General features: G+C 71.8%; 20 protein-coding genes. 10 read left to right on the plus strand and 10 right to left on the minus strand.

Features of this window, described 5'->3' with window-relative positions:
- Window positions 1-545 precede the first annotated feature (545 nt).
- The 3 genes from ABTX78_RS32470 to ABTX78_RS32480 are packed head-to-tail and all read right to left on the minus strand — an operon-like array spanning window position 546 to window position 2,365.
- The gene (locus ABTX78_RS32470) at window positions 546-1,430 is read right to left on the minus strand and encodes an aminoglycoside phosphotransferase family protein (RefSeq protein WP_352210367.1); all 885 of its coding nucleotides are present in this window, start codon (window positions 1,428-1,430) and stop codon (window positions 546-548) included.
- 15 nt (window positions 1,431-1,445) lie between these two features.
- The gene (locus ABTX78_RS32475) at window positions 1,446-1,880 is read right to left on the minus strand and encodes a ferritin-like domain-containing protein (RefSeq protein ID WP_352210368.1); all 435 of its coding nucleotides are present in this window, start codon (window positions 1,878-1,880) and stop codon (window positions 1,446-1,448) included.
- The gene (locus ABTX78_RS32480; protein ID WP_352210369.1) at window positions 1,877-2,365 is read right to left on the minus strand and encodes a hypothetical protein; all 489 of its coding nucleotides are present in this window, start codon (window positions 2,363-2,365) and stop codon (window positions 1,877-1,879) included. Before ABTX78_RS32480 ends, ABTX78_RS32475 begins: the two co-directional genes overlap by 4 nt.
- 153 nt (window positions 2,366-2,518) lie before the next feature.
- Between ABTX78_RS32480 and rimP the strand changes: the two genes are divergently transcribed.
- The 9 genes from rimP (at window position 2,519) to ABTX78_RS32525 (ending at window position 14,512) form a co-directional block, all read left to right on the plus strand.
- Window positions 2,519-3,016: a ribosome maturation factor RimP gene (gene rimP, locus ABTX78_RS32485; RefSeq protein ID WP_313943776.1), complete on the plus strand. Its 498-nt coding sequence runs from the start codon at window positions 2,519-2,521 to the stop codon at window positions 3,014-3,016.
- A 2-nt stretch (window positions 3,017-3,018) separates the two neighbouring features.
- A complete protein-coding gene (gene nusA, locus ABTX78_RS32490) occupies window positions 3,019-4,026 on the plus strand; it encodes a transcription termination factor NusA (protein ID WP_313943775.1) in 1,008 nt (335 codons plus the stop codon).
- 118 nt (window positions 4,027-4,144) lie between these two features.
- Window positions 4,145-4,423, plus strand: a complete 279-nt coding sequence (locus ABTX78_RS32495; RefSeq protein WP_352210370.1) for a YlxR family protein — start codon at window positions 4,145-4,147, stop codon at window positions 4,421-4,423.
- Between the two features lie 151 nt (window positions 4,424-4,574).
- Complete coding sequence (gene infB, locus ABTX78_RS32500; protein WP_352210371.1) at window positions 4,575-7,718, plus strand: translation initiation factor IF-2; 3,144 nt, start codon at window positions 4,575-4,577, stop codon at window positions 7,716-7,718.
- Window positions 7,719-7,858: 140 nt separating this feature from the next.
- A complete protein-coding gene (locus ABTX78_RS32505; protein ID WP_313943772.1) occupies window positions 7,859-8,152 on the plus strand; it encodes a DUF503 domain-containing protein in 294 nt (97 codons plus the stop codon).
- A 27-nt stretch (window positions 8,153-8,179) separates the two neighbouring features.
- Entirely contained in the window at window positions 8,180-8,623 is a 444-nt protein-coding gene (gene rbfA, locus ABTX78_RS32510) for a 30S ribosome-binding factor RbfA (protein WP_313943771.1), read from the plus strand.
- Entirely contained in the window at window positions 8,620-9,519 is a 900-nt protein-coding gene (gene truB / locus ABTX78_RS32515) for a tRNA pseudouridine(55) synthase TruB (protein ID WP_352210372.1), read from the plus strand. Before rbfA ends, truB begins: the two co-directional genes overlap by 4 nt.
- 243 nt (window positions 9,520-9,762) lie before the next feature.
- Window positions 9,763-13,527, plus strand: coding sequence for a trypsin-like peptidase domain-containing protein (locus tag ABTX78_RS32520; protein ID WP_352210373.1), 3,765 nt, complete (start codon window positions 9,763-9,765; stop codon window positions 13,525-13,527).
- A gap of 40 nt (window positions 13,528-13,567) precedes the next feature.
- Window positions 13,568-14,512 carry a bifunctional riboflavin kinase/FAD synthetase gene (locus ABTX78_RS32525; protein WP_313943768.1) on the plus strand — a complete coding sequence of 315 codons (945 nt, stop codon included), beginning with the start codon at window positions 13,568-13,570 and terminating at the stop codon, window positions 14,510-14,512.
- Between the two features lie 39 nt (window positions 14,513-14,551).
- On the opposite strand, the gene ABTX78_RS32530 is transcribed toward ABTX78_RS32525, so the two are convergent.
- Window positions 14,552-15,460 (minus strand): LysR family transcriptional regulator, encoded by a 909-nt coding sequence (locus ABTX78_RS32530; RefSeq protein ID WP_352210374.1) that lies wholly within the window; start codon window positions 15,458-15,460, stop codon window positions 14,552-14,554.
- A gap of 154 nt (window positions 15,461-15,614) precedes the next feature.
- Here ABTX78_RS32530 and ABTX78_RS32535 point away from each other — a divergent pair, with 154 nt between their 5' ends.
- Window positions 15,615-16,325, plus strand: a complete 711-nt coding sequence (locus tag ABTX78_RS32535; protein WP_352210375.1) for a type 1 glutamine amidotransferase domain-containing protein — start codon at window positions 15,615-15,617, stop codon at window positions 16,323-16,325.
- An 83-nt stretch (window positions 16,326-16,408) separates the two neighbouring features.
- Here the strand turns inward: ABTX78_RS32535 and ABTX78_RS32540 are convergent, their stop codons facing one another.
- From ABTX78_RS32540 to ABTX78_RS32565, 6 genes are all read right to left on the minus strand, one after another.
- Window positions 16,409-17,383, minus strand: a complete 975-nt coding sequence (locus ABTX78_RS32540; RefSeq protein WP_352210376.1) for an ABC transporter ATP-binding protein — start codon at window positions 17,381-17,383, stop codon at window positions 16,409-16,411.
- Window positions 17,384-17,397: 14 nt separating this feature from the next.
- On the minus strand, window positions 17,398-18,375 hold the full coding sequence (locus tag ABTX78_RS32545; RefSeq protein ID WP_352210377.1) for an ABC transporter ATP-binding protein: 978 nt from the start codon (window positions 18,373-18,375) through the stop codon (window positions 17,398-17,400).
- The gene (locus ABTX78_RS32550) at window positions 18,372-19,274 is read right to left on the minus strand and encodes an ABC transporter permease (protein ID WP_352210378.1); all 903 of its coding nucleotides are present in this window, start codon (window positions 19,272-19,274) and stop codon (window positions 18,372-18,374) included. Before ABTX78_RS32550 ends, ABTX78_RS32545 begins: the two co-directional genes overlap by 4 nt.
- A complete protein-coding gene (locus tag ABTX78_RS32555; RefSeq protein WP_352210379.1) occupies window positions 19,271-20,323 on the minus strand; it encodes an ABC transporter permease in 1,053 nt (350 codons plus the stop codon). The genes ABTX78_RS32550 and ABTX78_RS32555 overlap by 4 nt, the downstream gene beginning before the upstream one ends.
- Window positions 20,324-20,326: 3 nt before the next feature.
- Window positions 20,327-22,162: an ABC transporter substrate-binding protein gene (locus ABTX78_RS32560; RefSeq protein ID WP_352210380.1), complete on the minus strand. Its 1,836-nt coding sequence runs from the start codon at window positions 22,160-22,162 to the stop codon at window positions 20,327-20,329.
- Window positions 22,163-22,371: 209 nt separating this feature from the next.
- On the minus strand, window positions 22,372-23,966 hold a 1,595-nt coding region (locus ABTX78_RS32565; RefSeq protein ID WP_352210381.1), incomplete at its 5' end, for a MinD/ParA family ATP-binding protein.

Below are 23,966 nucleotides of genomic sequence, written 5' to 3' on the forward strand. Positions count from 1 at the left end.
CCGGGCCCCGCGCCTCAATCGCCGGCGGGGCTTGATGTGTGGCCTGTTGCCTCGGCGGGGCTGGTTTGTCCGGCTTTTTGTGCGGGGCCATGTCAGTCTGTCCGGGTTTGCGGACATGCCCGTAGGGCGTGCCGGGCGGTGAGGGCGCGGTCGGTTCGCGGGGCGCTGGCCCGGGCCCCGCGCCTCAATCGCCGGCGGGGCTTGATGTGTGGCCTGTTGCCTCGGCGGGGCTGGTTTGTCCGGCTTTTTGTGCGGGGCCATGTCAGCCCGTCCGGCGTTCGAGGACACGCCCGCAGGGCGTGCCGGGCGGTGAGGGCGCGGGCGGTTCGCGGGGCGCTGCCCCGGTCCCCGCACCTCAATCGTCGGCGGGGCTTGATGTGCGGCCTGTTGCCCCGGCGGGCTGGGTTGGCCCGGCTTTTTGTGCGGGGCAATGTCAGCCCGTCCGGCGTTCGAGGACACGCCCGCAGGGCGTGCCCGGCAGCGATGGCGGGGGCGGCTCACGGCGCGCCACCCCCGGGCCGCCGTGGAACACGGCCGGCCGCACCTCAGAGCCAGCTCGCGAACTCCAGGCCCAGTTCCGCCTCTTGCGCCCGCCCCGACGACCGCGCCCTCGTCGCCGACTCCACCGCGCGGAACAGCGTCCAGCCCCGCAGCCGGTCCGGGTCCACCTCCAGCGAGTCCGCCAGCTTCTTCACCCGGCGGCGGGCCGCCGACGCCCCCGAGGACGCGGCGATCAGGTCCTCCACCCGGTCGCGGACCAGCCGCGCCAGGTCGTAGGCGCGTTCACCCACCAGCGGTTCGGGGCCCACCGCGAGCCACGGCGTTCGGTCGCCAGCGAGAACCTTGCCCTGGCGGAAGTTGCCGTGCAGCAGCAGCGTCTCCGGCGGCGCGGCGGTCAGTTCGTCGCGGGCCGCGAGCGCCTCGGACACCAGCGCCGACGTCGCCTCCGAGGACGTCTCCGCCGAGACCCGCATCGCCTCCGCCTGCCGTGCCGTGCGCTCCGCCACCGATTCGAAGCCGTGTCCCGCGGGCGGCTCGACCCACAGCCGCCGTACGATCCCCGAGGCCTCCAGCAGCGCCTTCGCCTCCGGCAGCGAGCGCAGGCTCACCTCCGGGTGCAGCCGCTCCAGCAGCAGCGCGTCGCCGGGAGCCGCGAGCAGGCGTACCGCGCCCCAGCCGTCCCAGTGCTCCAGCGCGGCCCGTTCCAGCGCGGGCGCGGCCACCGGCGGGGCGAGCTTCAGCGCGGCCGGGGTGCCGTTCTCCAGGCGTACGAGGACGACCAGACTGCTCCGGCCCCCCGGGGCCATCACCCGCTCGACGTCCAGCCCCTCCCGGGACACCGTCTCGTCGGTGAGCGCGGGCAGCAGCCCGAGCCAGTCGTCGCTCTCGCCGAGCGCCCGAACCAGACGCCGGGGCGCTTCAAAACCCACGTGTGTGCTTCCCTTTCACTGCCCGGCCGCCCGCTCGGCGAGCCCAGGAAAGGCTACGCCGCTGCCGCGCCAGCGCACGGCACGCATCGCCGCCTCCCGCAGCGCTCCGGCGGCCTCGCGCCGCAGCTTGCCGTCGGCGGCCCGTACGAGATCGGAGCAGACGCCCGCGACCCGGTCCTCCAGCACCGCCGCGAGGCGCACGGCAGCGGCCGTGTCCGGCACCGCGAAGGGCAGGGCGTACGCCGCTGCTGCCGCGTCCGGTTTGCCGCCGAGGTCCCGCACGGTGCGGACGAGTGCGTCCCGCCGGGCGCGGTGCGCTCCGTGCGCCGCGGTGGCCTCGGCCCGGCGGGCCTCGCCGACCCGCGCGCCGACGACTCCGTAGCCGTAGACCGCGGCGTGCTCCGCGGCCAGCGCCGCCTGAAGGGCCTTCAGGACCTCGTCCGTGCTCATCGCGCGGCCCCGTTCGTCAGCAGGTAGACGTGCGTCGCACAGGCGGCGGCGACCGACGCCAGCAGGCGGGCCAGTTCGGGCGGGGCCTCGTCCAGAGCGGCGGTGTGCGCCCCGGAGGCACGTTTCTCCGCACTGGCGAGCGAGGCGAGCGCCTCCGCGGGAACCGTAGGGACCGGCGCCGCGAGGGCCACCGGGGGCGTCCCGCCGAGCGCGGTGACGTGCGCGGCCACCGCCGTGCGCAGGGGGGTGAGCCGCCCGGCCAGGGCCGGATGCCGCGTGATGGTGGCGTCGTAGTGGTCCCGCAGGGACCCGCTCGCCGCGGCCAGGCGCTTGCGCAGGGACTTCTCCGCCCGGGCCGGGTCGCCCGCCGGGCCGGAGGTCCGGGTCTCGGCCGCCGGGCGGTCCGAACAACCCGTCAACACCACCGCCGCGGCCGCACCCGTCGCCATGAGCGCACGTCTGCGTGTCGTCCCCGTGCGCCCCACGCGTCTCTCCCTCGGCATCTCGTGATCATCGCCGCAGGCGAGCGTACCTGCGGGTGCCGTGCAGGTGGACGGCAACACCCCTCGGGACCGGATACCCTTTGATCTGACACGCGACGATCCCACAACAGCACACGCGGCCGAGGAGTCACCCGGATGAGCACCACCCAGAGCGAGAGGCTGCGCGGGCTGCTGGAACCGCTCGTCAGCGCCGCGGACCTGGATCTGGAAGAGATCGAGGTGTCCCGGGCCGGCCGGCGTCGCATGCTGAGGATCATCGTGGACTCCGACGAAGGCGCCACGCTGGACGCCTGTGCCGAGCTGAGCCGCGCCATCTCCGCCAAGCTCGACGAGACCGATGCCATGGGCGAGGACGAGTACGTCCTCGAAGTGAGCTCGCCCGGCGCGGACCGCCCCCTGACCGAGCACCGCCACTACGTGCGTGCCGTCGGCCGGCTCGTGAAGCTTCAGCTCACCGAGGGCGGGGACGTGGTGGCCCGCATCCTGGCCGTGGACGACGAGGGGCTCGACCTCGAGGTGCCCGGCGTGAAGGGCCGCAAGCCCACCGCCCGCCGGGTCGCCTTCGCCGAGATCGCCAAGGCTCGCGTGGAGATCGAGTTCAGCCGCAAGGACAAGAAGGAAGAGGAGGCGTAGCCGTGGACATCGACGTGAAGCTCCTGAAGGGCTTGGCACAAGAGAAGGAGATCCCCTTCGACCTGCTGGTCGAGGCGATCGAGTCGGCCCTCCTCATCGCGTACCACCGCACCGACGGCAGCCGCCGTCACGCCCGTGTCGTGCTCAGCCGCGACACCGGCCATGTGACCGTGTGGGCGAAGGAGGAGCAGGCCGATCTGGAGGAGGGCCAGGAGCCCAAGGAGTTCGACGACACTCCCTCGGACTTCGGCCGTATCGCCGCCACCACCGCCCGCCAGGTCATCCAGCAGCGGCTGCGGGACGCCGAGAACGACGTCACCTTCGGCGAGTACGCCCGCCGCGAGGGCGATGTCGTCGCCGGCATGGTGCAGCAGGGCAAGGACCCGAAGAACGTCCTCGTCAAGCTGGACGACAAGCTCGAGGCGATCCTGCCGGTGCAGGAGCAGGTCCCGGGCGAGGAGTACACCCACGGTCTGCGTCTGCGTACGTACGTCGTCCGGGTGGCGAAGGGTGTGCGCGGCCCGTCCGTGACGCTCTCCCGCACCCACCCCAACCTGGTGAAGAAGCTCTTCGCGCTGGAGGTCCCGGAGATCGCGGACGGCAGCGTCGAGATCGCGGCGATCGCCCGCGAGGCCGGTCACCGCACCAAGATCGCGGTCCGTTCCACCCGTTCCGGACTCAACCCCAAGGGCGCCTGCATCGGGCCCATGGGCAGCCGGGTCCGCAATGTCATGGCCGAGTTGCACGGCGAGAAGATCGACATCGTGGACTGGTCGGACGACCCCGCCGAGATGGTGGCCAACGCCCTCTCGCCGGCCCGCGTCAGCAAGGTCGAGGTCGTGGATCTCGGCGCGCGTTCGGCCCGGGTGACCGTCCCCGACTACCAGCTGTCACTGGCGATCGGCAAGGAGGGGCAGAACGCCCGTCTGGCCGCCCGTCTCACCGGCTGGCGCATCGACATCCGCCCGGACACGGAGCAGAGCGACGACCACGGCCCCGACCAGGGCTGAGGAATGTCACCGGGCTGAGCGCTGTTCCATGATCGGGGCGCCTCACCGGGATCGAGACAACGATCGTTCGATTTTTGCCCCGAAGGGGTGAGGTCGCTACGGGGAGGTAGACTTAGACGTGTCTGGCCGGACGCACGACCGCGCATGCCCTGAACGCACATGTGTGGGATGCCGGGAGCGGGCGGCCAAGAGCGATCTGCTGCGCATCGTGGTGGTCGGTGGCGAATGTGTCCCCGATGATCGCGGTACGCTGCCCGGCCGGGGTGCGTATGTACACCCCGCCTCGGTCTGTCTCGACCTGGCTGTACGCCGCCGGGCTTTCCCACGGGCCTTCCGGGTCCAGGGACCGCTCGACACGGCTGGAGTACGGCGGTACGTCGAGCAGGCAGCACCGTAAGGAAGAGAAGTACGGCACGGAACCCCGTGCGGTCAGGTACCTCGCGAGTTGGAAGTAGGTCGAGATTGCGATGAGCACTCGATGAGTACGCGATGAGTACGCCCATGAAGTAGCGACGGTCCGGCGGTAACCCGGACCTAAAAGGAGCGAAGTGGCTAAGGTCCGGGTATACGAACTCGCCAAGGAGTTCGGGGTTGAGAGCAAGGTCGTCATGGCCAAGCTCCAAGAACTCGGTGAATTCGTCCGTTCGGCGTCCTCGACGATCGAGGCGCCGGTTGTACGCAAGTTGACTGACGCACTGCAGGGGCCCGGCGGCAACGCCGGCAAGTCCGCTGCGAAGCCCGGCGCGCCCCGCAAGGCCGCGCCTTCCCCCGCAGCGGCAAACCGCGCGGGCGGTACCCCCACGCCCGGCGCGCCCTCCCCGGCGTCGTCGGCCCGTCCCGCTGCCCCCAAGCCCGGCGTCCCGGCCCCCAAGCCGGCCGCAGCCGAGGCTCCGGCGAGCAGCACTCCCTCGACCGCACCGGCTTCCGGACCCCGCCCGGGTCCCAAGCCCGCGCCGGCCAAGCCCGCTCCGGCGGCTCCGGTTCCTGCGGCCGAGTTCTCCGCACCTGCCCCGGCGCAGCCCGCCGCCCCGCAGGCCCCCCGTCCCGGTGCCCCCGCTCCGCGTCCTGCCCGTCCGGCTCCGGCCGGCGGTCAGCGCGACGGTGGTCAGCGTGACGGCGGCCAGCGCGACGGTGGCCGCGGCGGCGACCGTCCGGCCCGTCCCGCGGGCCAGGGCGGACCGCGCCCCGGTGGCAGCCGTCCGGCCGGTCCCCGTCCGGGCAACAACCCCTTCACCTCGGGTGGCTCCACCGGAATGGCGCGCCCGCAGGCGCCCCGTCCGGGTGGCGCTCCCCGCCCCGGCGGCGGCGCTCCCGGCGCCCCGCGTCCGCAGGGTGGTCCCGGCGGCGCTCCCCGGCCCCAGGGCCAGGGCGGCGCTCGTCCGTCTCCCGGCGGCATGCCGCGTCCGCAGGCGCCCCGTCCCGGTGGCGGCGGCGGTCCTGCCGGTAACCGCCCGAACCCGGGCATGATGCCGCAGCGTCCTGCTGCCGGTCCCCGTCCTGGTGGCGGTCCCGGTGGTGGCGGCGGTGGCCGTGGTCCCGGCGGCGGCGGTCGTCCCGGCGGTGCTGGCGGCGGTCGTCCCGGTGGCGGCGGCGGCTTCGCCGGTCGTCCCGGTGGTCCCGGTGGCGGTGGCGGCGGCTTCGCCGGTCGTCCCGGTGGTCCCGGTGGCGGTGGCGGCGGTTTCGCCGGTCGTCCCGGTGGTCCCGGCGGCGGCGGTGGCCGTCCCGGCTTCGGCGGACGTCCGGGTGGTCCCGGCGGCCGTGGTGGCACACAGGGTGCGTTCGGCCGTCCCGGCGGTCCGGCGCGTCGTGGCCGTAAGTCGAAGCGGCAGAGGCGCCAGGAGTACGAGGCCATGCAGGCCCCGTCGGTCGGCGGTGTGATGCTGCCTCGTGGCAACGGACAGTCCGTCCGTCTGTCGCGCGGTGCGTCCCTCACCGACTTCGCGGAGAAGATCAACGCCAACCCGGCGTCGCTCGTCGCCGTGATGATGAACCTCGGCGAGATGGTCACTGCCACGCAGTCCGTCTCCGACGAGACGCTGCGCCTGCTCGCGGACGAGATGAACTACGTCCTCGAGATCGTCAGCCCGGAGGAGGAGGACCGCGAGCTTCTCGAGTCCTTCGACATCGAGTTCGGCGAGGACGAGGGTGGCGAGGAGTTCCTCGTCGCACGTCCGCCGGTCGTGACCGTCATGGGTCACGTCGACCACGGTAAGACCCGACTGCTGGACGCGATCCGCAAGACGAACGTCGTTGCGGGCGAGGCCGGCGGTATCACGCAGCACATCGGTGCGTACCAGGTCGCCACCCAGGTCAACGACGAAGAGCGCAAGATCACTTTCATCGACACCCCGGGTCACGAGGCGTTCACCGCCATGCGTGCGCGTGGTGCCAAGTCCACCGACATCGCGATCCTCGTGGTGGCGGCGAACGACGGTGTGATGCCCCAGACGATCGAGGCGCTGAACCACGCCAAGGCGGCCGATGTGCCGATCGTGGTCGCGGTCAACAAGATCGACGTCGAGGGCGCGGACCCGACCAAGGTGCGCGGTCAGCTCACCGAGTTCGGTCTGGTGGCCGAGGAGTACGGCGGCGACACGATGTTCGTCGACATCTCCGCCAAGCAGGGTCTGAACATCGACTCCCTGCTGGAGGCCGTGGTCCTCACCGCGGACGCCTCGCTCGACCTGCGGGCCAACCCGGAGCAGGACGCGCAGGGTATTGCGATCGAGGCTCACCTCGACCGCGGCCGCGGTGCCGTCGCCACCGTGCTCGTCCAGCGCGGAACGCTCCGCGTCGGCGACACGATGGTCGCCGGTGACGCGTACGGCCGTGTCCGGGCGATGCTCGACGACAACGGCAACAATGTCGAGGAAGCGGCTCCGTCCACTCCCGTCCTGGTCCTGGGTCTCACCAACGTCCCCGGCGCCGGCGACAACTTCCTGGTCGTCGACGAGGACCGCACCGCACGGCAGATCGCCGAGAAGCGTGCCGCCCGTGAGCGGAACGCCAACTTCGCCCGCAAGGGCGTCCGGTTCTCCCTGGAGAACCTGGACGAGGCGCTCAAGGCCGGTCTGGTGCAGGAACTCAACCTCATCATCAAGGGCGACGCGTCCGGTTCGGTGGAGGCTCTCGAGTCCTCGCTGCTCCAGCTCGACGTCGGCGAAGAGGTCGACATCCGGGTGCTGCACCGCGGTGTGGGTGCGGTCACGGAGTCGGACATCGACCTGGCGATGGGTTCCGACGCCATCGTCATCGGCTTCAACGTCCGCGCTGCCGGGCGTGCCCAGCAGATGGCGGAGCGCGAAGGCGTCGACGTCCGGTACTACTCGGTGATCTACCAGGCCATCGAGGAGATCGAGGCGGCCCTCAAGGGCATGCTCAAGCCGGAGTACGAAGAGGTCGAGCTCGGTACGGCGGAGATCCGCGAGATCTTCCGCTCGTCCAAGCTGGGCAACATCGCGGGTGTTCTCATCCGCTCCGGCGAGGTCAAGCGCAACACCAAGGCCCGGCTCATCCGCGACGGCAAGGTCATCGCGGAGGACCTCAACATCCAGGGTCTGCGCCGCTTCAAGGACGACGTCACCGAGATCCGCGAAGGCTTCGAGGGCGGTATCAACCTCGGTAACTTCAACGACATCAAGATCGACGACGTCATCGCGACGTACGAGATGCGGGAGAAGCCCCGCGGCTGATCCGCGCAGCATCGGTCGGGGCCGCTCGACGGGTAAAACTCCGTCGAGCGGCCCCGGCCGCTGCGTGTACGGTTCTTGTGTCCCTGCCAAACCCTGGCAGGCGTCATGAACCCGAACCGGCGGGACATCCGGATACATCCATGTATGTGGGGACACTGTCCTTCGATCTGCTTCTCGGCGACGTACGGTCGCTGAAGGAGAAGCGCTCCGTGGTCCGCCCGATCGTCGCCGAGCTCCACCGGAAGTACGCGGTGAGCGTGGCGGAGACCGGAGACCAGGACCTCCACCGCAGGGCAGAGATCGGCCTCGCGGCGGTCTCCGGGGACACGGGGCACCTCACGGACGTACTCGACCGGTGCGAGCGCCTTGTCGCCGGCCGGCCGGAGGTGGAGCTGCTGTCCGTTCGACGCAGGCTCCACAGCGACGAAGACTGATGGCAAGGCAAAGAAGGAGAAGGACCAGTGGCCGACAACGCGCGGGCGAAGAAACTGGCGGACCTCATCCGGGAGGTGGTCGCCGAGAAGCTGCAGCGCGGCATCAAGGACCCGCGGCTCGGCACGCACGTGACCATCACGGACACCCGGGTGACCGGTGACCTGAGGGAGGCCACGGTCTTCTACACGGTCTACGGCGACGACGAGGACCGTGCCAGCGCCGCTGCCGGACTGGAGAGCGCCAAGGGCGTTCTGCGCTCCGCGGTCGGCGCCGCGGCGGGCACCAAGTTCACGCCCACCCTGGCCTTCGTGGCGGACGCCCTCCCGGAGAACGCCAAGACGATCGAGGACCTGCTCGACAAGGCACGGGCCTCGGACGCGAAGGTGCGGGAGGCGTCCTCGGGCGCCGCGTACGCCGGTGAGGCGGACCCGTACCGCAAGCCCGAGGACGAGGACGAAGCCTCGGAATGACACAGCAGAACAAGACGCCGGACGGCCTTGTCATCGTCGACAAGCCGTCCGGCTTCACTTCGCACGACGTCGTCGCCAAGATGCGCGGGATCGCGAAGACCCGTCGTGTCGGACACGCGGGGACACTCGATCCGATGGCGACCGGAGTCCTGGTGCTGGGCGTCGAGAGGGCCACCAAGCTCCTCGGGCACCTGGCGCTCACCGAGAAGGAGTACCTCGGCACGATCCGGCTCGGTCAGACGACCGTCACCGACGACGCCGAGGGCGAGATCACGGCATCCGTGGACGCCTCCGGGGTCACCCGGGAGGGTATCGACGCAGGTGTGGCGGCCCTGAGCGGCGCCATCATGCAGGTGCCGTCCAAGGTCAGCGCCATCAAGATCGACGGCAAGCGGTCCTACGCGCGCGTGCGCGGGGGCGAGGAGTTCGAGATCCCGGCCCGTCCGGTGACGGTCTCCTCGTTCCAGGTCTACGACGTGCGGGAAGCGGTCGCGGAGGACGGGACCGCGGTCGTGGACCTGATCGTCTCCGTCGTCTGCTCGTCCGGGACGTACATCCGCGCGCTGGCGCGTGACCTCGGCGCCGGTCTCGGCGTCGGCGGTCATCTCACGGCGCTGCGGCGTACCCGCGTCGGCCCGTACGGGCTGGACTCGGCGAGGACGCTCGACGAGCTCCAGAAGGACCTCACGGTCATGCCGATCGCGGAGGCCGCCGAGGCGGCGTTCCCGCGCTGGGACGTGGACGAGAAGCGCTCCCGGCTGCTGATCAACGGCGTACGGCTGGACATGCCGGCCTTCGACCGCGCCCCGGTCGCCGCGTTCGGACCCGACGGACGCTTCATCGCCCTGGTCGAGGAGCAGAAGGGCAAGGCCAAAAGCCTCGCCGTCTTCGGCTGACCGTCCGCCGGGCGGAACCGGTCCCGCGGGACGCCGGCCGGTTCGTACCGAGCGCGCAGGGTCCCATCGTGGAACGGGCAGGGTCGCTGCCCGTTCCACGATCCCCCTCGGACGGTGTCTATCCACCGGGCACCCTGCATTCACCCCATCGAGCAGGCGCTCGGAGTGAACCACGGGTGCACTCGGGGGCGCGTTCGAGATGCGTACTTCTCCCGCTGATCACTGCCGACCTACCGTCGCACCATGGGACGCGGGGACCTGGCAACGCTGGTACGTATCTGCGATCTGGCGGGGCGGCCGCGTGGCACGGGGTTCGTGGCCGACCACCTCGGCACGGTCGTGACCAGCCATGAGGCGGTCGACGGGCTGGTGCGGGTGGTGCTGCACGCGCCCGGCGACCGGACCTGCCTCGCGGAGGCCGACGCCATCACCCCGCTGCCGGAGGCCGGCCTCGCGCTGGTGCGCACCGACGGCCTCGGCGTGCGGCCCCTGCCGATCGGTACGCGTGAGCGGATCGAGGCGGGGACATACGTCCGGCTGCCCGTCGGCGGCTGGCGCGAGGCCCGGATCCTCGGATCGGCACAGGTGACCTACACCGCAACCGACCGCTTCCATCTCGTCGCCGAGGCAGTGGAGTTGGCCATCGGGACGGACGGCAGCGACGCGCTGCGACTGGGCGGCGGGGCCGCCGGCGGACCCGTGCTCGACGCCTCGACGGGCGCCGTGCTCGCCGTCCTCGGCACGGCACTCCAGAGCGGACATCGAGCGGCGGGATTCGCGCTGCCCCTGCGGACCGCCGCGGCGCCCGCGGACGGGCCCCTCACCGACCTGCTGCGGCGCAATGCCGCGACGGTCCCGGCCTACGGGCACGACCTCAACCTCGCCGCAGTCCTCGAACTCACCGCGACCTCCCCGGGCGCGGTCGGCGTTCCCAGCGCCTGGCCGCCCCCGGTCGAACGGCCCGATTTGCTGCGGGAGTTCGGCTCCTTCACCGCCCTCGTCATGGGACTCGTCGGCGATCCCGGCACCGGTCGTACGACCGAACTCACCGCGCTCGCCGGCCGCCGCGGTCAGGGTGCCCACCCCGCGCCCACGGTGTGGCTGCGCGGCGCGGATCTGCACGCCGACGACACCTCCGTCGCCGACGCCTTCGCCCGCACGCTGCGACAGGCCGGGCGCATCCTCGCCGCGTCGGGCGCGCACGGCGACATGGAACTCGTCACGCCCGAACGGGTCGCCCGCCTGGCCCGGGCCGCAGGACGCCCGCTGATGGTTCTGCTGGACGGGCCCGAGGAGATGCCGCCACGGCTGGCCCACCGGCTCGCCGACTGGACCGCGGGCACGGTCGAATGGCTCAGCGCCTGCGGGGTGCGGATGGTGGTGGGCTGCCGTCCCGAGTACTGGGAGCAAGCAGGGGCGCTGTGCCCGCCGGAGGTGCTGCACCGGCCGGCCCGGCCCGCGCTTCGGCTGCCGCCCGCGGTCCGCGTCGGCGACCTCTCGGCGGACGAGGCGGCGAAGGCGCGCGAACGGTACGGGCTGACCGCCGACGCCATCGACGCCGCCGACGAACGGCATCCGCTGGCCCTGCGACTGCTCGCCGAGGTCCGCGAGGCCCTGCCCGGCGACGTACCGGGCCGGCCCGGCCGCGAGGAGATCTTCACCGCGCATCTGGACCTGCTGTGCCTGCGGATCGCCGTACGCATCGCGGCAGCCTCCCGGCCACCGCTCCGCGGGGCCGCCGTGCGCCGGCTGGCGGCGCGAGTGTCCGGACGGGTCCACGAGGCCGCACGGCGCTGTCTGGGGCCGGGGCAGGGGGAGTTGGACCGCGAGTCGTTCGAGGAGATCTTCCCGTGGCGCACCGGCTGGGCGTCGGCGGTTCTCACCGAGGGCCTGCTCGTCCCCGCCGGCGCCGGCTACCGCTTCGCCCACGAGGAACCGGCCGACTGGGTCCAGGGCGCCCATCTCGACCTGGACGCCGCCCTGCACTCCCTGGTGCACCGCTGGCACGCGAGCGCGCCGGCGGGGCTGCCGTCGAGGCCGGGAGCGAGCGGCGGTGGCGGCGGACACGTTCCGCCGCCACCGGGGTCGGGCGGGAGACGCGCCCCGGCGCTCGCCGTACCGCGTCATCGCATCGGCCCCGTCGTCCAGGCGCTGCTCCTGCTCGACCGGGTGCACGGCCCCGCCGCGCTCAACCGCCGTCTGGAGGAGCTGATCGATGCGCTGGAACGCCTGGACGAGGTGCGCGAGGACTCCGCCGGCTGCCACCGGGGCCATCCGCAGGGGGCCGCGGGCGTTGGGGCCGCGGTGGCACCGGATGCGACCGTGGCGGGGGACCGGGCCGCGCAGGACCGGGTCGACGACGCACGCTGGTGGGGTGCCCACCTGCTCGGCGAAACCCTGCTGCGGGTTCCCGACGCGCGTGCCCACCTCCCCGTCCTGCGGCTGCTCGCCGACCGGATCACCCGGCGTTCCGTACGCGAGGGCGGTCCCGAACACCTCGGCGGATTCGGCGAGTTCGGGCCCTGGTTCTGGGAGCGGCTTAACGTGCCCGAGGCAGAACGGCTGGATCTGCTGCGCCGGCTCGTGCCCGCCGACGGTCCTCCCGGGGCCCGCCGCCTTCCCCGCTACCTGGACGCCGCCGCCGCACGCCTGGCCGACAGCCCCTCGGTCGTACAGCCGCTGCTGTGCCGCTGGTTCACCGACACCACACCGCTGCCCGCCGAGCCCGGCGCGGAGCTGCGGCCAACCGTCGCGGGCGCCGCTCAGGCGCTGCTCTACGCCCGCCGGGACCTCGCCGTCGACGGCCTCACCGAGGCCCTCGTCGCCACCGCGCACCCCCGCGCCGACGAACTGCTCGCCGCGCTCGCCGAAGACGAGCCGTCCGCCCTGTGCCGGGCCGTCGACCGCTGGGCCCACGATCCGCGGCCGGAGCGGCGCGTCGCGGCCGCCGCGTACGGACCGGTCACCGCCGCCCGGGTCACCAGCGAGGCCGACCGTGAACTGCTGCGCTACGCAGCCTTCGCCCTCCTCGCCCGGGCCGGCGACACCTCGCTGCACGGGCCCGCCCTCGCACTCCTCGTCCGCGACCCGCACACCCGCTCCCGGCACCTCGGCAGGGCGCTGGCCGCCTTCACCGCGGGGGATCCGCGGCTGCCGGTGAGCGCGCTCGCCGTGGCCCTCACCACCCACCCCGAGCCGGTGCTCGCCGCTTTCCGGGAGCGGCTGCACCAGCCCGGGGAAGGGGCGGCGGAGGTGCTGCGAGCCCTGGCGGAGGTCGACGAACCGGTCCTGGCGCGCCGGGCCGCGGCGCTGGTCGGCGAGTACCTCGATCACCGGCCCGAGGGCGCGGCGCACGCCGCCGCGTACGTCGAGCGCCGCCTGGAACAGGGGCCTGCTGCCCGAGCTGTCCTCTTTCCCCTGGTGAGGGGGCTGCTGCGGGGCCGGCCGTGCCAGGTGCGCCGTGCGCTGGCACCCGTGCTGGCGGCCCCCGGCACGGTGGCGTCGAGGGCGCTGCGGTCCGAGCTGCTCGACATCCTGCTGGACTGCGAGGAGCGGGAACAGGAGCCGGTGTTCGGGCCGGCGCCGGGGTACGGGTCCGCGCCGGACGCACCGGGGTACGGGCCCGTGGCGGACACACCGGGGTACGGACGCGTCGCGCCGCAGAGATCGCGGAGCAGCCGTGATCTGTCCGTCCTCGACGCGGTGCTGCGGGCCGCCGCGCTCGGCTGCGCGACCCGGCCGCAGGCCCGTACCCGCGATCTGGTCCACCGCACCGGCATGCTCCTCGTCCGTACGCCCGAGGGCGCCACCTGCTTCGACCGTCGCCTCGTCGAGCTGGCCCGCGAGGTGCCCGGGTTCGCCGCCCAGGTCGCGGGCTGGCTGGCCGGAGCACCGCAGGAGTGGGCGGCGGTCGTCGGTCCGAGCGCACGGCGGATGGTGGAGACGCTGGGCAGCCCGGTGCCGATGCGTGCCGGAAGCCGCGGGCATGGCAGTCTTAGACCTGCGTAATCGGCAATCCAGACACAGGTTCGGGCGAGGAGCGGTCACAGTGCAGCGCTGGCGTGGGTTGGAGGACATCCCCCAGGACTGGGGACGCAGCGTCGTCACCATCGGCTCCTACGACGGGGTGCACCGCGGGCACCAACTCATCATCGGGCGGGCGGTGGAACGGGCACGTGAGCTGTCGGTGCCGTCGGTCGTCGTCACCTTCGATCCGCACCCCAGCGAGGTCGTGCGTCCCGGCAGTCATCCGCCGCTGCTGGCCCCGCACCACCGGCGCGCCGAGCTGATGGCCGAACTGGGCGTGGACGCGGTGCTGATCCTGCCTTTCACCTCCGAGTTCTCGAAGCTGTCGCCGGCCGACTTCATCGTGAAGGTGCTCGTCGACAAGTTGCACGCGCAGGCGGTGATCGAGGGACCGAACTTCCGCTTCGGCCACAAGGCAGCGGGGAACGTCGAGTTCCTCGCGGAGCTGGGCCCCACGTACGACTACGGGGTCGAGGTCGTCGATCTGTACGTCTCGGGTGAGGCAGGCGGCGGCGAGCCGTTCTCGTCCACGCTCACACGGCGGCTGGTCGCCGAGGGCGACATCGAGGGCGCGAACGAGATCCTGGGCCGCCCGCACCGGGTGGAGGGCGTGGTCGTGCGCGGCGCACAGCGCGGCCGCGAGCTGGGCTACCCCACCGCGAACGTGGAGACGCTTCCGCACACGGCGATCCCGGCGGACGGCGTGTACGCGGGCTGGCTGACGGCGAACGGCGAACGCATGCCGGCGGCGATCTCGGTGGGCACCAACCCGCAGTTCGAGGGCACGGAACGCACGGTGGAGGCGTACGCGATCGACCGGGTGGGTCTGGATCTGTACGGACTGCATGTGGCCGTGGACTTCCTGGCGTACGTGCGGGGCCAGGAGAAGTTCGAGTCGATCGAGGCGCTGCTGGAGGCGATCGCCGCGGACGTCAAGAAGTGCCGCGCGCTGACGGCGGGTCTGTAGACGCCCTCGACGCCCGGTCCTGTCCGCGGCCGGCGCCGGTCACAGCGCTCCCCACAGGCGTGAGCGCTTCATCAGGTGGTCGTGGACGAGCGCCACGGACGGATGGGCGAGACCGCCGACGCGGGTGGCCAGATACAGCGTGTTGAGCGGTGCCACATCCGGTCGGTGGAGCAGCTCCACCGAGCCCGCGGCCAGGGCGGGCTCCGCGAGGTACCGGGGGAGCACCGAGACACCCGCTCCGGCGACCACTGCCGCCAGCACGGCGCGGAGGTCGGGCACGGCGACCGCGACCTCGTTGGACGGCCGGCGGCCGAACTCCGAGCGCCAGTAGCGGCGGATGATGGGCAGCTCCTCGGCGTACGCGACCAGGGGCAGTGCGCCCAGTGCCTTGACCGGATCCGTGGCCAGCAGGGCGGGATCGACGGTGCGGGCCAGCGTGGGCGGTCCGACGAGCACGAACTCCTCGTCCGCGAACGGTGTCGCCGCCACGTTCTTGAGGGTGGGCCGGACGGCGGAGACGACGAGGTCCAGGCGGGAGTTGGCGAGGGCCGAGAGCAGATCGTCGGCCAGTCCGACACTGATCCGCAGTCGTAGCCCGCGGGCCGCCAGCGGCGCGAGAGCGGGGACGACGCGGGCGGTCACGAGTTCCGCCGGGCCGGCGAGATGAACCTGACCGTGGAGCGCGTCCCCGCCGGTGTCACCGTCGCTGACGGCGGACCGCAGCCGGTCGAGGTGCGGTCCGACGCGCCGGGCGAGGTCGTCGCCGCGCGCGGTCGGTGTCACCCCGCGACGCGAGCGCACGAACAGCGGCTCCCCGATCTCCTGCTCCAGACGCGCCAGTTGGCCGCTCACGGCCGGCTGGGAGAGTCCGCGCCGGGTGGCGGCGGTGGTGAGCGATCCCGCCCGGTGGATCTCCAGGAAGGTGGCCAGCAGCTCGAGATCCACCACGCAACCCCTCAGCCATAAGAATCATGATGACTGAAACCAGCCTACTGGACTAACGCTGATGATTCCGTGGTTGTGTCGACCACGACGAGGTACGCGAAGGAAGCGAGCGATCGCCCGACGCGTCCGACCGAGAACGACGAGAAAGAAGAACACGATGGCCAGGATCCTCATGATCGTCTCCGCCGCCGACAGCCTCACGCTGGCCGACGGCACCGACCACCCCACCGGCTTCTGGGCCGAGGAGCTCGCCGCCTCCCACCGGCTCATGCGCGAGGCCGGGGCCGAGGTCGACATCGCCACCCCGGGCGGCGCCGCCCCCACCGTCGATCCGATCAGCCTCGACGAGCGCGGCGGCGTGGAGGAGGCGGACGCGGCACGGTTCCGCGCGTACCTGGACGACATCGCGCAGGACCTCGCCGCCCCGCTGGCCCTGGACGCGGTGTCGGTCGGCGACTACGACGCCGTCTTCATCCCCGGCGGCCACGGCCCGATGGCCGACCTCGCCCACGACGCCGACCTCGCCGGGCTGCTCGTCGAGGCGGACGCGCGCGGAAAGCTCGTGGCCGCGCTCTGCCACGGACCGGCCGCCCTGCTCAGCGCCACCCGCGAGGACGGCGGCTTCGTCTTCGCCGGGCGCTCGATGACCTCGTTCACCGACGAGGAGGAGAAGCAGGGGGGACTCGGGGACGCGTCCCCCTACCTCGTCGAGACGCGCCTTCGGGAGCTCGGTGCCGTCATCGACGCGGGTCCGGCCTGGCAGAGCAAGGTCGTCGTCGACGGCAACCTGATCACCGGGCAGAACCCGCAGTCGAGCGTCGACACCGCACGCCGGGTCCTCGCCGAGCTCGAAGCCCGCACCGCGTAAGGGCACCGGAGGCGGGCCGTCGCCCGAAGGGGATCCGGCCCGCCTCCAACCGCACGCTCGTCGAGCTCAACACCCCGCCGGCTTCACGCCGACGCCCAGTGGCACGCCACTCCGGCCACCGCTCCGCTCCCCAGTACCGGCAGCTCCTTCGTGCGGCAGTCGCCCGACACTCCCGCCCGGTCCGCCTCGCCCGAGGACAGCACCTGGCAGCGCGCGTGGAAACGGCAGCCGGCCGGGATGCGGGAGGGGTCCGGGGGCTCGCCGGTGAGGACGACGGGCGGGATCTCGGATTCCGGAAGGACCGACAAGAGGGCCTGGGTGTAGGGATGCTGAGGAGACGTCAGGACCTCCTCCACCGTGCCGGTCTCCACGATCCGCCCCAGGTACATCACCGCCACCCGGTCAGCGATGTTCCACGCGAGACCGAGGTCGTGCGTCACCACCAGGGCCGACAGGCCCAGTTCGTCCCGTAGGCGCAGCAACAGCGCGAGGATCTCGCCGCGTACGGACGCGTCCAGCGAGGCCACCGGCTCGTCCGCGACGATCAGTTCGGGCTGAAGGACCAGTGCGCCGGCGATGACGACACGCTGGCGCTGGCCTCCCGAGAGCTCGTGCGGATAGCGCAGGAAGAAGCGCTCGGGCGGACGCAGCCCAGCCCGTGACAGCGCCTCCGCGACCGCCGCGCGCTCGTCGCCCTCGTACCCGTGGATCCGCAGGCCTTCGGCCACGGCGTCGTACACCGTGTGCCGCGGGTTGAGGGACCCGCTCGGGTCCTGGAGGACCAGCTGGACCCGCTTGCGGTACGACTTGAGCGCACGCGAGCCGTACTCCAGCGGGCTGCCGCCGAAGGTGACACGCCCCGACGTGGGCGGCACCAGACCGAGCAGCGAGCGCGCCAGGGTGGTCTTGCCGCAGCCGGACTCGCCGACCAGGGCCACGATCTCGCCGGCGCCGATGTCGAGGTCCACCCCGTCGACGGCGCGGGCGGACGGGCCGCCACGCCGTCCGGGGAAGGTGACGTGCAGACCTGCGGCCGAGAGCAGGGGAGTGGGCGTCATGACGGGCTCCTGGGTCACAGCTGTTCCTCCACCGCCGCGCCGACGTGGACGCACGCGGCCCGATGGGTGTCCCCGGCCGACACGAGCTCCGGGTCCGCGTCCGCGCAGATGTCCAGGGCCACCGGGCAGCGGGGATGGAAGGTGCATCCGGTGGGCAGAGCGGCCGGGTCCGGCGGATCGCCCGGCAGCCCGCGCGGCGCCCGGCGGGAGCCGATGTCGCCGATGCGCGGGAACGCGTCGGAGAGCGCCCGGCCGTAGGGGTGCTGGGCGGAGTCGTACACGGTACGGGCAGGGCCCTCCTCGACGATCCGGCCGGCGTACATGACCGCGAGGCGGTCGCAGGTGTCGGCCAGCACCGCCAGGTCGTGGCTGATCATCAGCAGGCTGATGTCCTGCTCGGCCACCAACTGCTCGATCAGCCGCAGGATCTGCGCCTGGATCATGACGTCCAGCGCGGTCGTCGGCTCGTCCGCCACGATCAGGCGCGGAGCGCAGGCGAGAGCCATGGCGATCATCACGCGCTGCCGCTGACCGCCGGAGAGCTCGTGCGGATAGGCGTCGGCGCGCGCCACCGGCAGCCCCACCTGCTGGAGCAGCTCCCCGACCTTCTTCTTCGCGACGGCGGGTGTGGCCTTCTGGTGCAGCAGAATCGGCTCCGCGATCTGGTCGCCGATCCGGTGTACCGCGTTCAGCGAGTGCATCGCGCCCTGGAAGACGATCGACGCACCCGCCCACCGCACGGCGCGCAGCCGCCCCCACCGCATGCTCAACACGTCCTCGCCGTCGAGCAGGATCTGTCCGCTCAGGCGTGCCGAGGCGGGCAGCAGACGCAGCAGGGCGAGGGCGAGCGTCGACTTGCCGCAGCCGGACTCACCGGCGACGCCCAGCTTCTGTCCCGCCGCGAGCGTGAGGTCGACACCCCGTACGGCGGGCACGGCACGGGCACCGGAACCGTACGTCACCTGAAGGTTCTTGAGTTCCAGGAGGCTCAACGCGCCACCCCCAGCCTCGGGTTGAGCACGGACTCGATCGCCCGCCCGCACAGGGTGAACGCCAGCGCCACGAGCGCGATCGCCAGTCCGGGCGGTGCCAGGTACCACCAGTGGCCGGAGGAGACCGCACCCGCCTCCCGCGCGTCCTGGAGCATGCCGCCCCAGGAGACGACGGTCGGATCACCGAGGCCGAGGAAGGCGAGCGTCGCCTCGGTGAGGATCGCCGTCGAGATGCCGAGGGTCGTCTGCGCGAGGACCAGCGGCATCACGTTCGGCAGCACATGGCGGCTCATGATGTGCCCGTGGCCGCCGCCGAGCGCCTTGGCGCGTTCGATGTAGGGCCGCGACTCGACCGCGATGGTCTGCGCCCGCACCAGACGTGCCGTCGTCGGCCAGCTGGTCACGCCGATGGCGAGGACCACGGTCCACACGCTGCGCGACATCACGGTGGCCAGCACGATCGCCAGCACGAGGGCCGGCATCACCAGGAACCAGTCGGTGATCCGCATCAGCACGGTCTGGAACCAGCCGCCGTAGTGCCCGGCGATGATCCCAACGACCGTCCCGATGGCGACCGACAGCGCGGCGGCCAGCAGACCCACGGTGAGGGAGATCCGGGCCCCCCACACCAGGAGACCGAGCAGGGACCGGCCGAACTGGTCGGTGCCCAGGGGGAATTCGGCGCTCGGACGTTCCAGCGCGGTGCCCGGCGCGTTTGTCACGCTCTGCACGTCGTCCCCGACCAGCAGTGGGGCGGCGAGCGCGATCACGGCGATCAGGACGAGCGCTCCGAGACCGAAGAGCCCGGCCCGGTGCGTACGGTACGAGCGCCAGAAGCGGCTCACCGAGTCGCGGCGGCGCGCCCACGTCAGCGACGAGACGGTGGTTGCGGTCGTCATCGGCCCACCCGGGGGTCGAGCAGCGGATACAGCAGGTCGGCGAGGAGGTTCATCACGATCATCGCGCCGGCGAAGACCACGAACAGGCCCTGGACGAGCGGCAGGTCGGGCACGCTCAGGGCCTGGTAGAACAGGCCGCCCAGCCCCGGCCAGGAGAACACAGTCTCGACCAGGATCGAGCCGGCCGCCACATGGCCCAGATTGATGAACACCATGGTCACGGTGGGCAGCAGGGCGTTGGGCACGGCGTGCCGGCGGCGCACGACGTCGTCGCGCAGCCCTTTCGCCCGTGCCGTCGTCAGATAGTCGCTGCCCATCTCGTCCAGCAGTGAGGACCGCATCACCAGCAGCGTCTGCGCATAGCCGACCGCGACCAGCGTGATCACCGGCAGCACCATGTGGTGGGCGACATCGGCGAGATAGGCGAAGCCCGTCTCGTCGCCCGACTCCATGCCGCCGGTGGGGAACAGTCCGGGGATCGGGCCGACGCCCACCGAGAAGGTGATGATCAGCAGCAGACCCAGCCAGAAGGACGGCACCGACCACAGCGTCAGCGCCACGCCCGTGTTGACCTTGTCGCCCAGGCTGCCGTGCCGCCAGGCGGAGCGGGTGCCGAGCCACAGGCCGATCGCCGAGTAGACGACCACGGCGACACCCGTGAGCAGCAGCGTGGCCGGGACCTTCTGGGCGATCAGCTCGCCGACGGGCGCGCGGAACTGGTACGACATGCCCAGATCGCCCGTCAGCGCCTTGCCGCAGTAGTCCGTGAACTGCTGCCACATCGGCTGGTCCAGCCCGAACTGCTTGCGCAGCGTGGCCAGTTGCTCGGCAGATGTCGGCATGCCGTGTGTCATGGCCTTCACCGGGTCACCGGGGATGATCCGGAAGAGGAAGAAGCTGGTGACGAGCACGGCGAGCAGCGAGATCGCCGCGCCGCCCAGCCGGCCCGCCACATAGAGGAGATAGGCCCGCGCGTTCCCCCCGGCGGCGCGAGTCTCCGGGACCCGCGCCACCGCGGTGGCGGTGCCTGTCGTGCTGGTGGTGCTCATCGGCTATTCACGGTCTTCCGCGGTGGACCGGCGGCGCATCGCGACGAACACTCCGAGGGCGGCGACGAGGACCACGGCCGCGCCGATGCCGAGCACGACGCCCGTGGAGGAGCCGCTGTCGGAACCGCCGTCACCGGCGGCCGGCTCGGCCGACCACCAGCTCCAGTACCCGTCCTGACCCCAGAGGTTGCCCGCCGCCTCCGGCATCGTCGTGATGGACTTGATCTGGTCGGTACGGTACGCCTCGACCGCGTTCGGATACGCGAGGACATTCATGTAACCCGTGTCGTACAGCCGCGACTGCATCTGCTTCACCAGATCGGCCCGCTTGGCCGCGTCATACTCGGCCGCCTGCCGGGCGTACAGCTGGTCGAACTGCTTGTCGCAGATGAAGTTGTCGGTGGCGCCGGTGTCCTTCGGCGTGGCCGGGAGCGCCGCGCAGGTGTGGATGGACAGGACGAAGTCCGGGTCGGGGTTGACCGACCAGCCGTCGAAGGCCAGGTCGTAGTCGCCCTTGAGCCAGGGGTCGGACACGTTGTCGAGACAGTCGACCTTGAGCCCGATGCCGAGTTCGCCCCACCACTCCTGGAGGTACTTGCCGATCGCCTTGTCGTTGGGGTCGGTCGCATGGCACAGGATGCGGAAGTCGAGCGCCTTGCCGTCCTTGCCGACGCGCTTGCCGCTGCTGTTCTTCTTGTAGCCCGCCTGGTCCAGCAGCGTGGCCGCCTTCGCCGGGTCGTACGCCATCTTCTGGGTGGCCGCCGGCTTCCAGAAGTAGGAGCCGAAGCGCGGCGGGATGTATCCCTCGCCCTCGACGGCGTGACCCTGGAAGACCTTGTCCACGATCGTCCTGCGGTCGGTGGCCTGGAAGAGCGCCTTGCGCACGACCGGGTCGAGCAGGGCCTTGTGGCCGCTGCCGAACGTCTTGCCGTCCTTCGACTTCGCACCCGGGTTGACGGCCAGGGCGAAGAAGCGGCGGCCCGGAGCGTCGTTGACCTTGATGTTCTTCGCGCTCTTCAGCGCGGACGCCTGGGCGGGTGTGAGGCCCTGGACGAAGGAGACCTCGCCCTTCTGGAGAGCCGCGACCGCCGCGTCACCGTCCTTGTAGTACTTGAGCACCAGCTCGTCGAACTTGGGCGCGCCGCGCCAGAAGTCCTTGTTCGGCTTCAGCTTGACGAACTGGTCGACCTTGAAGTCCGTCACGACGAAGGGGCCGTTGCCGACGATCGGGAACTGCTTGTCGTTGTTGAACTTCGAGAAGTCCCCGACCTTCTCCCACACATGCCGCGGCACGATCGGGACGTCCAGCGCCGTCATCGTGGCCTGCGGCTTCTTCAGCTCTATGACCAGCGTCTGAGGATCGGGCGCGGTGACGGTCCTGAAGTTGGACGTGAAGCTGCCGTTGGCCGTGGCGGCGTTCTCGTCGGTCATCATCTTGTTGAACGTCCACGCGGCGTCCTCGGCCGTCGCCTGCTTCCCGTCGGACCACTTGGAGTCCTTGCGGATGGTGTAGGTCCACGTCAGCTTGTCCGGTGACGACTTCCACTCGGTCGCGAGCCCGGGGATCGTGCGGCCGTCCTTCACGTCGTAATTCGTGAGGTACTCGTAGGCCAACCGGTGGACGGTGGTGCTGACCAGACGCTGCGCCAGAAACGGGCTCAGCGAGTCCACGCTCTGCGACACGGCGACGGTGAGCACCTTCTTGCCCTCGTCGTCGGCCGCCTGGACCGGCTGCTGCGGTACGGCCACGAGCGCGGAGGCAGCGAGGCCCGAGGCGAGGAGAAGGCGGAGGAACCGTGGGCGTTGCCGGGCAGTGCGGGACGAATCCTTGTGGACCATGGGGCGTGACCTCGCGTCATCACTCGCTGTGGAGTCCCGCGTGGAGGCGGGGCTCATTTCTCTGGTTCGCCAGCTGGTGAAGCGAAGGTTTATCAGCGGTGGTCGAGCGCGTCAACGGCGCGTCAAACGTGGTGTGGTCTGCGGGAATGCGCTGAGGGCCCGCACCGTGGAGACGGTGCGGGCCCTCATTGGTTCAGACCTCTGACGCCCTACTGCTGAGGGGCTGGCGGCGGCTGCGGAGGCTGCTGCTGCATCCACTCGGCGGGCGGAACGTTCCCCTGGGAATCGGGTTGCCCCGGACCGGCCTGCTGCCCCTGTTGGCCGGGGTGCCCCGGCTGCGGCGGAGCTCCGGCGGGCTGCGCCGGGGGCTGCTGCTGCCATCCCTGAGGCGGATAGGGTTGCTGGGGCGGCTGCTGACCGCCGTACGGCTGCGGCGGCTGCCCCTGCGGCGGGTAGGGCTGCTGGCCCTGGGGGTGCGGCGGCGGGCCCTGCGGGTGGGGCTGCTGCGGCGGATACGGCTCCTGACCGGGGGCGGGCCCGCCCGGCATCTGCTGTCCGGGGATCTGCTGTCCGGGGATCTGCGGGGCGGGATACTGCCCCGGCGCCTGCTGGTGGCCCGGCATGGGCGGGGCCATGGTCGGCGGCGGGTTGCCGTCGGCGGTCCACAGGCCCTGCTGCTGCTGGGCCCGGGCGAAGTCCTCGGCGATCAGCGCGGACAGATTGAAGTACGCCTCGCGGGTCTTCGGGCGCATCATGTCCAGGTCGACCTCGGCACCCGCCGCCAGGTGCTCGTCGAAGGGCACCACGACGACACCGCGGCAGCGGGTCTGGAAGTGCTGGACGATGTCATCGACCTTGATCATCTTGCCGGTCTCGCGGACACCGGAGATGACGGTGACCGAACGCTGCACCAGGTCCGCGTACCCGTGCGCCGACAGCCAGTCCAGCGTCGTCGACGCACTGCTCGCGCCGTCCACGGACGGCGTGGAGATGATGATCAGCTGGTCGGCGAGGTCGAGCACACCGCGCATGGCGCTGTAGAGCAGCCCGGTGCCGGAGTCCGTGAGGATGATCGGGTACTGCTTGCCCAGCACCTCCAGAACGCGCCGGTAGTCCTCGTCGTTGAACGCCGTCGAGACGGCCGGGTCCACGTCGTTCGCGATGATCTCCAGGCCGGAGGAGGCCTGAGAAGTGAACCGGCGGATGTCCATGTACGAGTTGAGGTACGGGATCGCCTGCACGAGGTCGCGGATCGTCGCCCCGGTCTCCCGGCGCACCCGGCGGCCGAGCGTGCCGGCGTCCGGGTTGGCGTCGATCGCCAGGATCTTGTCCTGCCGCTCGGTGGCCAGCGTCGAGCCCAGCGCGGTGGTCGTCGTGGTCTTGCCGACACCGCCCTTGAGGCTGATGACCGCGATCCGGTAGCAGGAAAGCACCGGCGTACGGATGAGGTCGAGCTTCCGCTGCCGCTCGGCCTCCTCCTTCTTGCCGCCGAGCTTGAAGCGGGCGGCGGCGCCGGACGGGTTGCGGCTCGACCGGGCCTTCTGCTTGTTGTTGCGCAGCAGGCGGTCGGAGGACAGCTCGACGGCGGCGGTGTACCCGAGCGGCGCGCCCGGCACGGACCGCTCACGCTGGTCGTGTGTGACCGGCGTGGGCCACGCGGCACCGGCACGCGGATCGACGGGGGCGCCCGGGGGCGGTCCCTGCGGGGGTACGTGGGGCGGCCGGCCCGGCTGGCCGGGGTCGGGCTGACCCGGGCCGGGCTGACCGGGCTGCGGGAAGCCGTAACCGGCCTGGGGCTGTGGGG

This window comes from Streptomyces sp. NPDC096193, assembly GCF_040302905.1.
Classification (GTDB): domain Bacteria; phylum Actinomycetota; class Actinomycetes; order Streptomycetales; family Streptomycetaceae; genus Streptomyces.

What these genes read in the sequence shown, in the direction of transcription:
- ABTX78_RS32475 (WP_352210368.1), bottom strand. Translation starts at nt 1,880, where the DNA reads ATGAGCACGGACGAGGTCCTGAAGGCCCTTCAGGCGGCGCTGGCCGCG.
- rimP (WP_313943776.1), top strand. Translation starts at nt 2,519, where the DNA reads ATGAGCACCACCCAGAGCGAGAGGCTGCGCGGGCTGCTGGAACCGCTC.
- ABTX78_RS32505 (WP_313943772.1), top strand. Translation starts at nt 7,859, where the DNA reads ATGTATGTGGGGACACTGTCCTTCGATCTGCTTCTCGGCGACGTACGG.
- truB (WP_352210372.1), top strand. Translation starts at nt 8,620, where the DNA reads ATGACACAGCAGAACAAGACGCCGGACGGCCTTGTCATCGTCGACAAG.
- ABTX78_RS32520 (WP_352210373.1), top strand. Translation starts at nt 9,763, where the DNA reads ATGGGACGCGGGGACCTGGCAACGCTGGTACGTATCTGCGATCTGGCG.
- ABTX78_RS32535 (WP_352210375.1), top strand. Translation starts at nt 15,615, where the DNA reads ATGGCCAGGATCCTCATGATCGTCTCCGCCGCCGACAGCCTCACGCTG.
- ABTX78_RS32540 (WP_352210376.1), bottom strand. Translation starts at nt 17,383, where the DNA reads ATGACGCCCACTCCCCTGCTCTCGGCCGCAGGTCTGCACGTCACCTTC.
- ABTX78_RS32550 (WP_352210378.1), bottom strand. Translation starts at nt 19,274, where the DNA reads ATGACGACCGCAACCACCGTCTCGTCGCTGACGTGGGCGCGCCGCCGC.
- ABTX78_RS32555 (WP_352210379.1), bottom strand. Translation starts at nt 20,323, where the DNA reads ATGAGCACCACCAGCACGACAGGCACCGCCACCGCGGTGGCGCGGGTC.
- ABTX78_RS32560 (WP_352210380.1), bottom strand. Translation starts at nt 22,162, where the DNA reads ATGGTCCACAAGGATTCGTCCCGCACTGCCCGGCAACGCCCACGGTTC.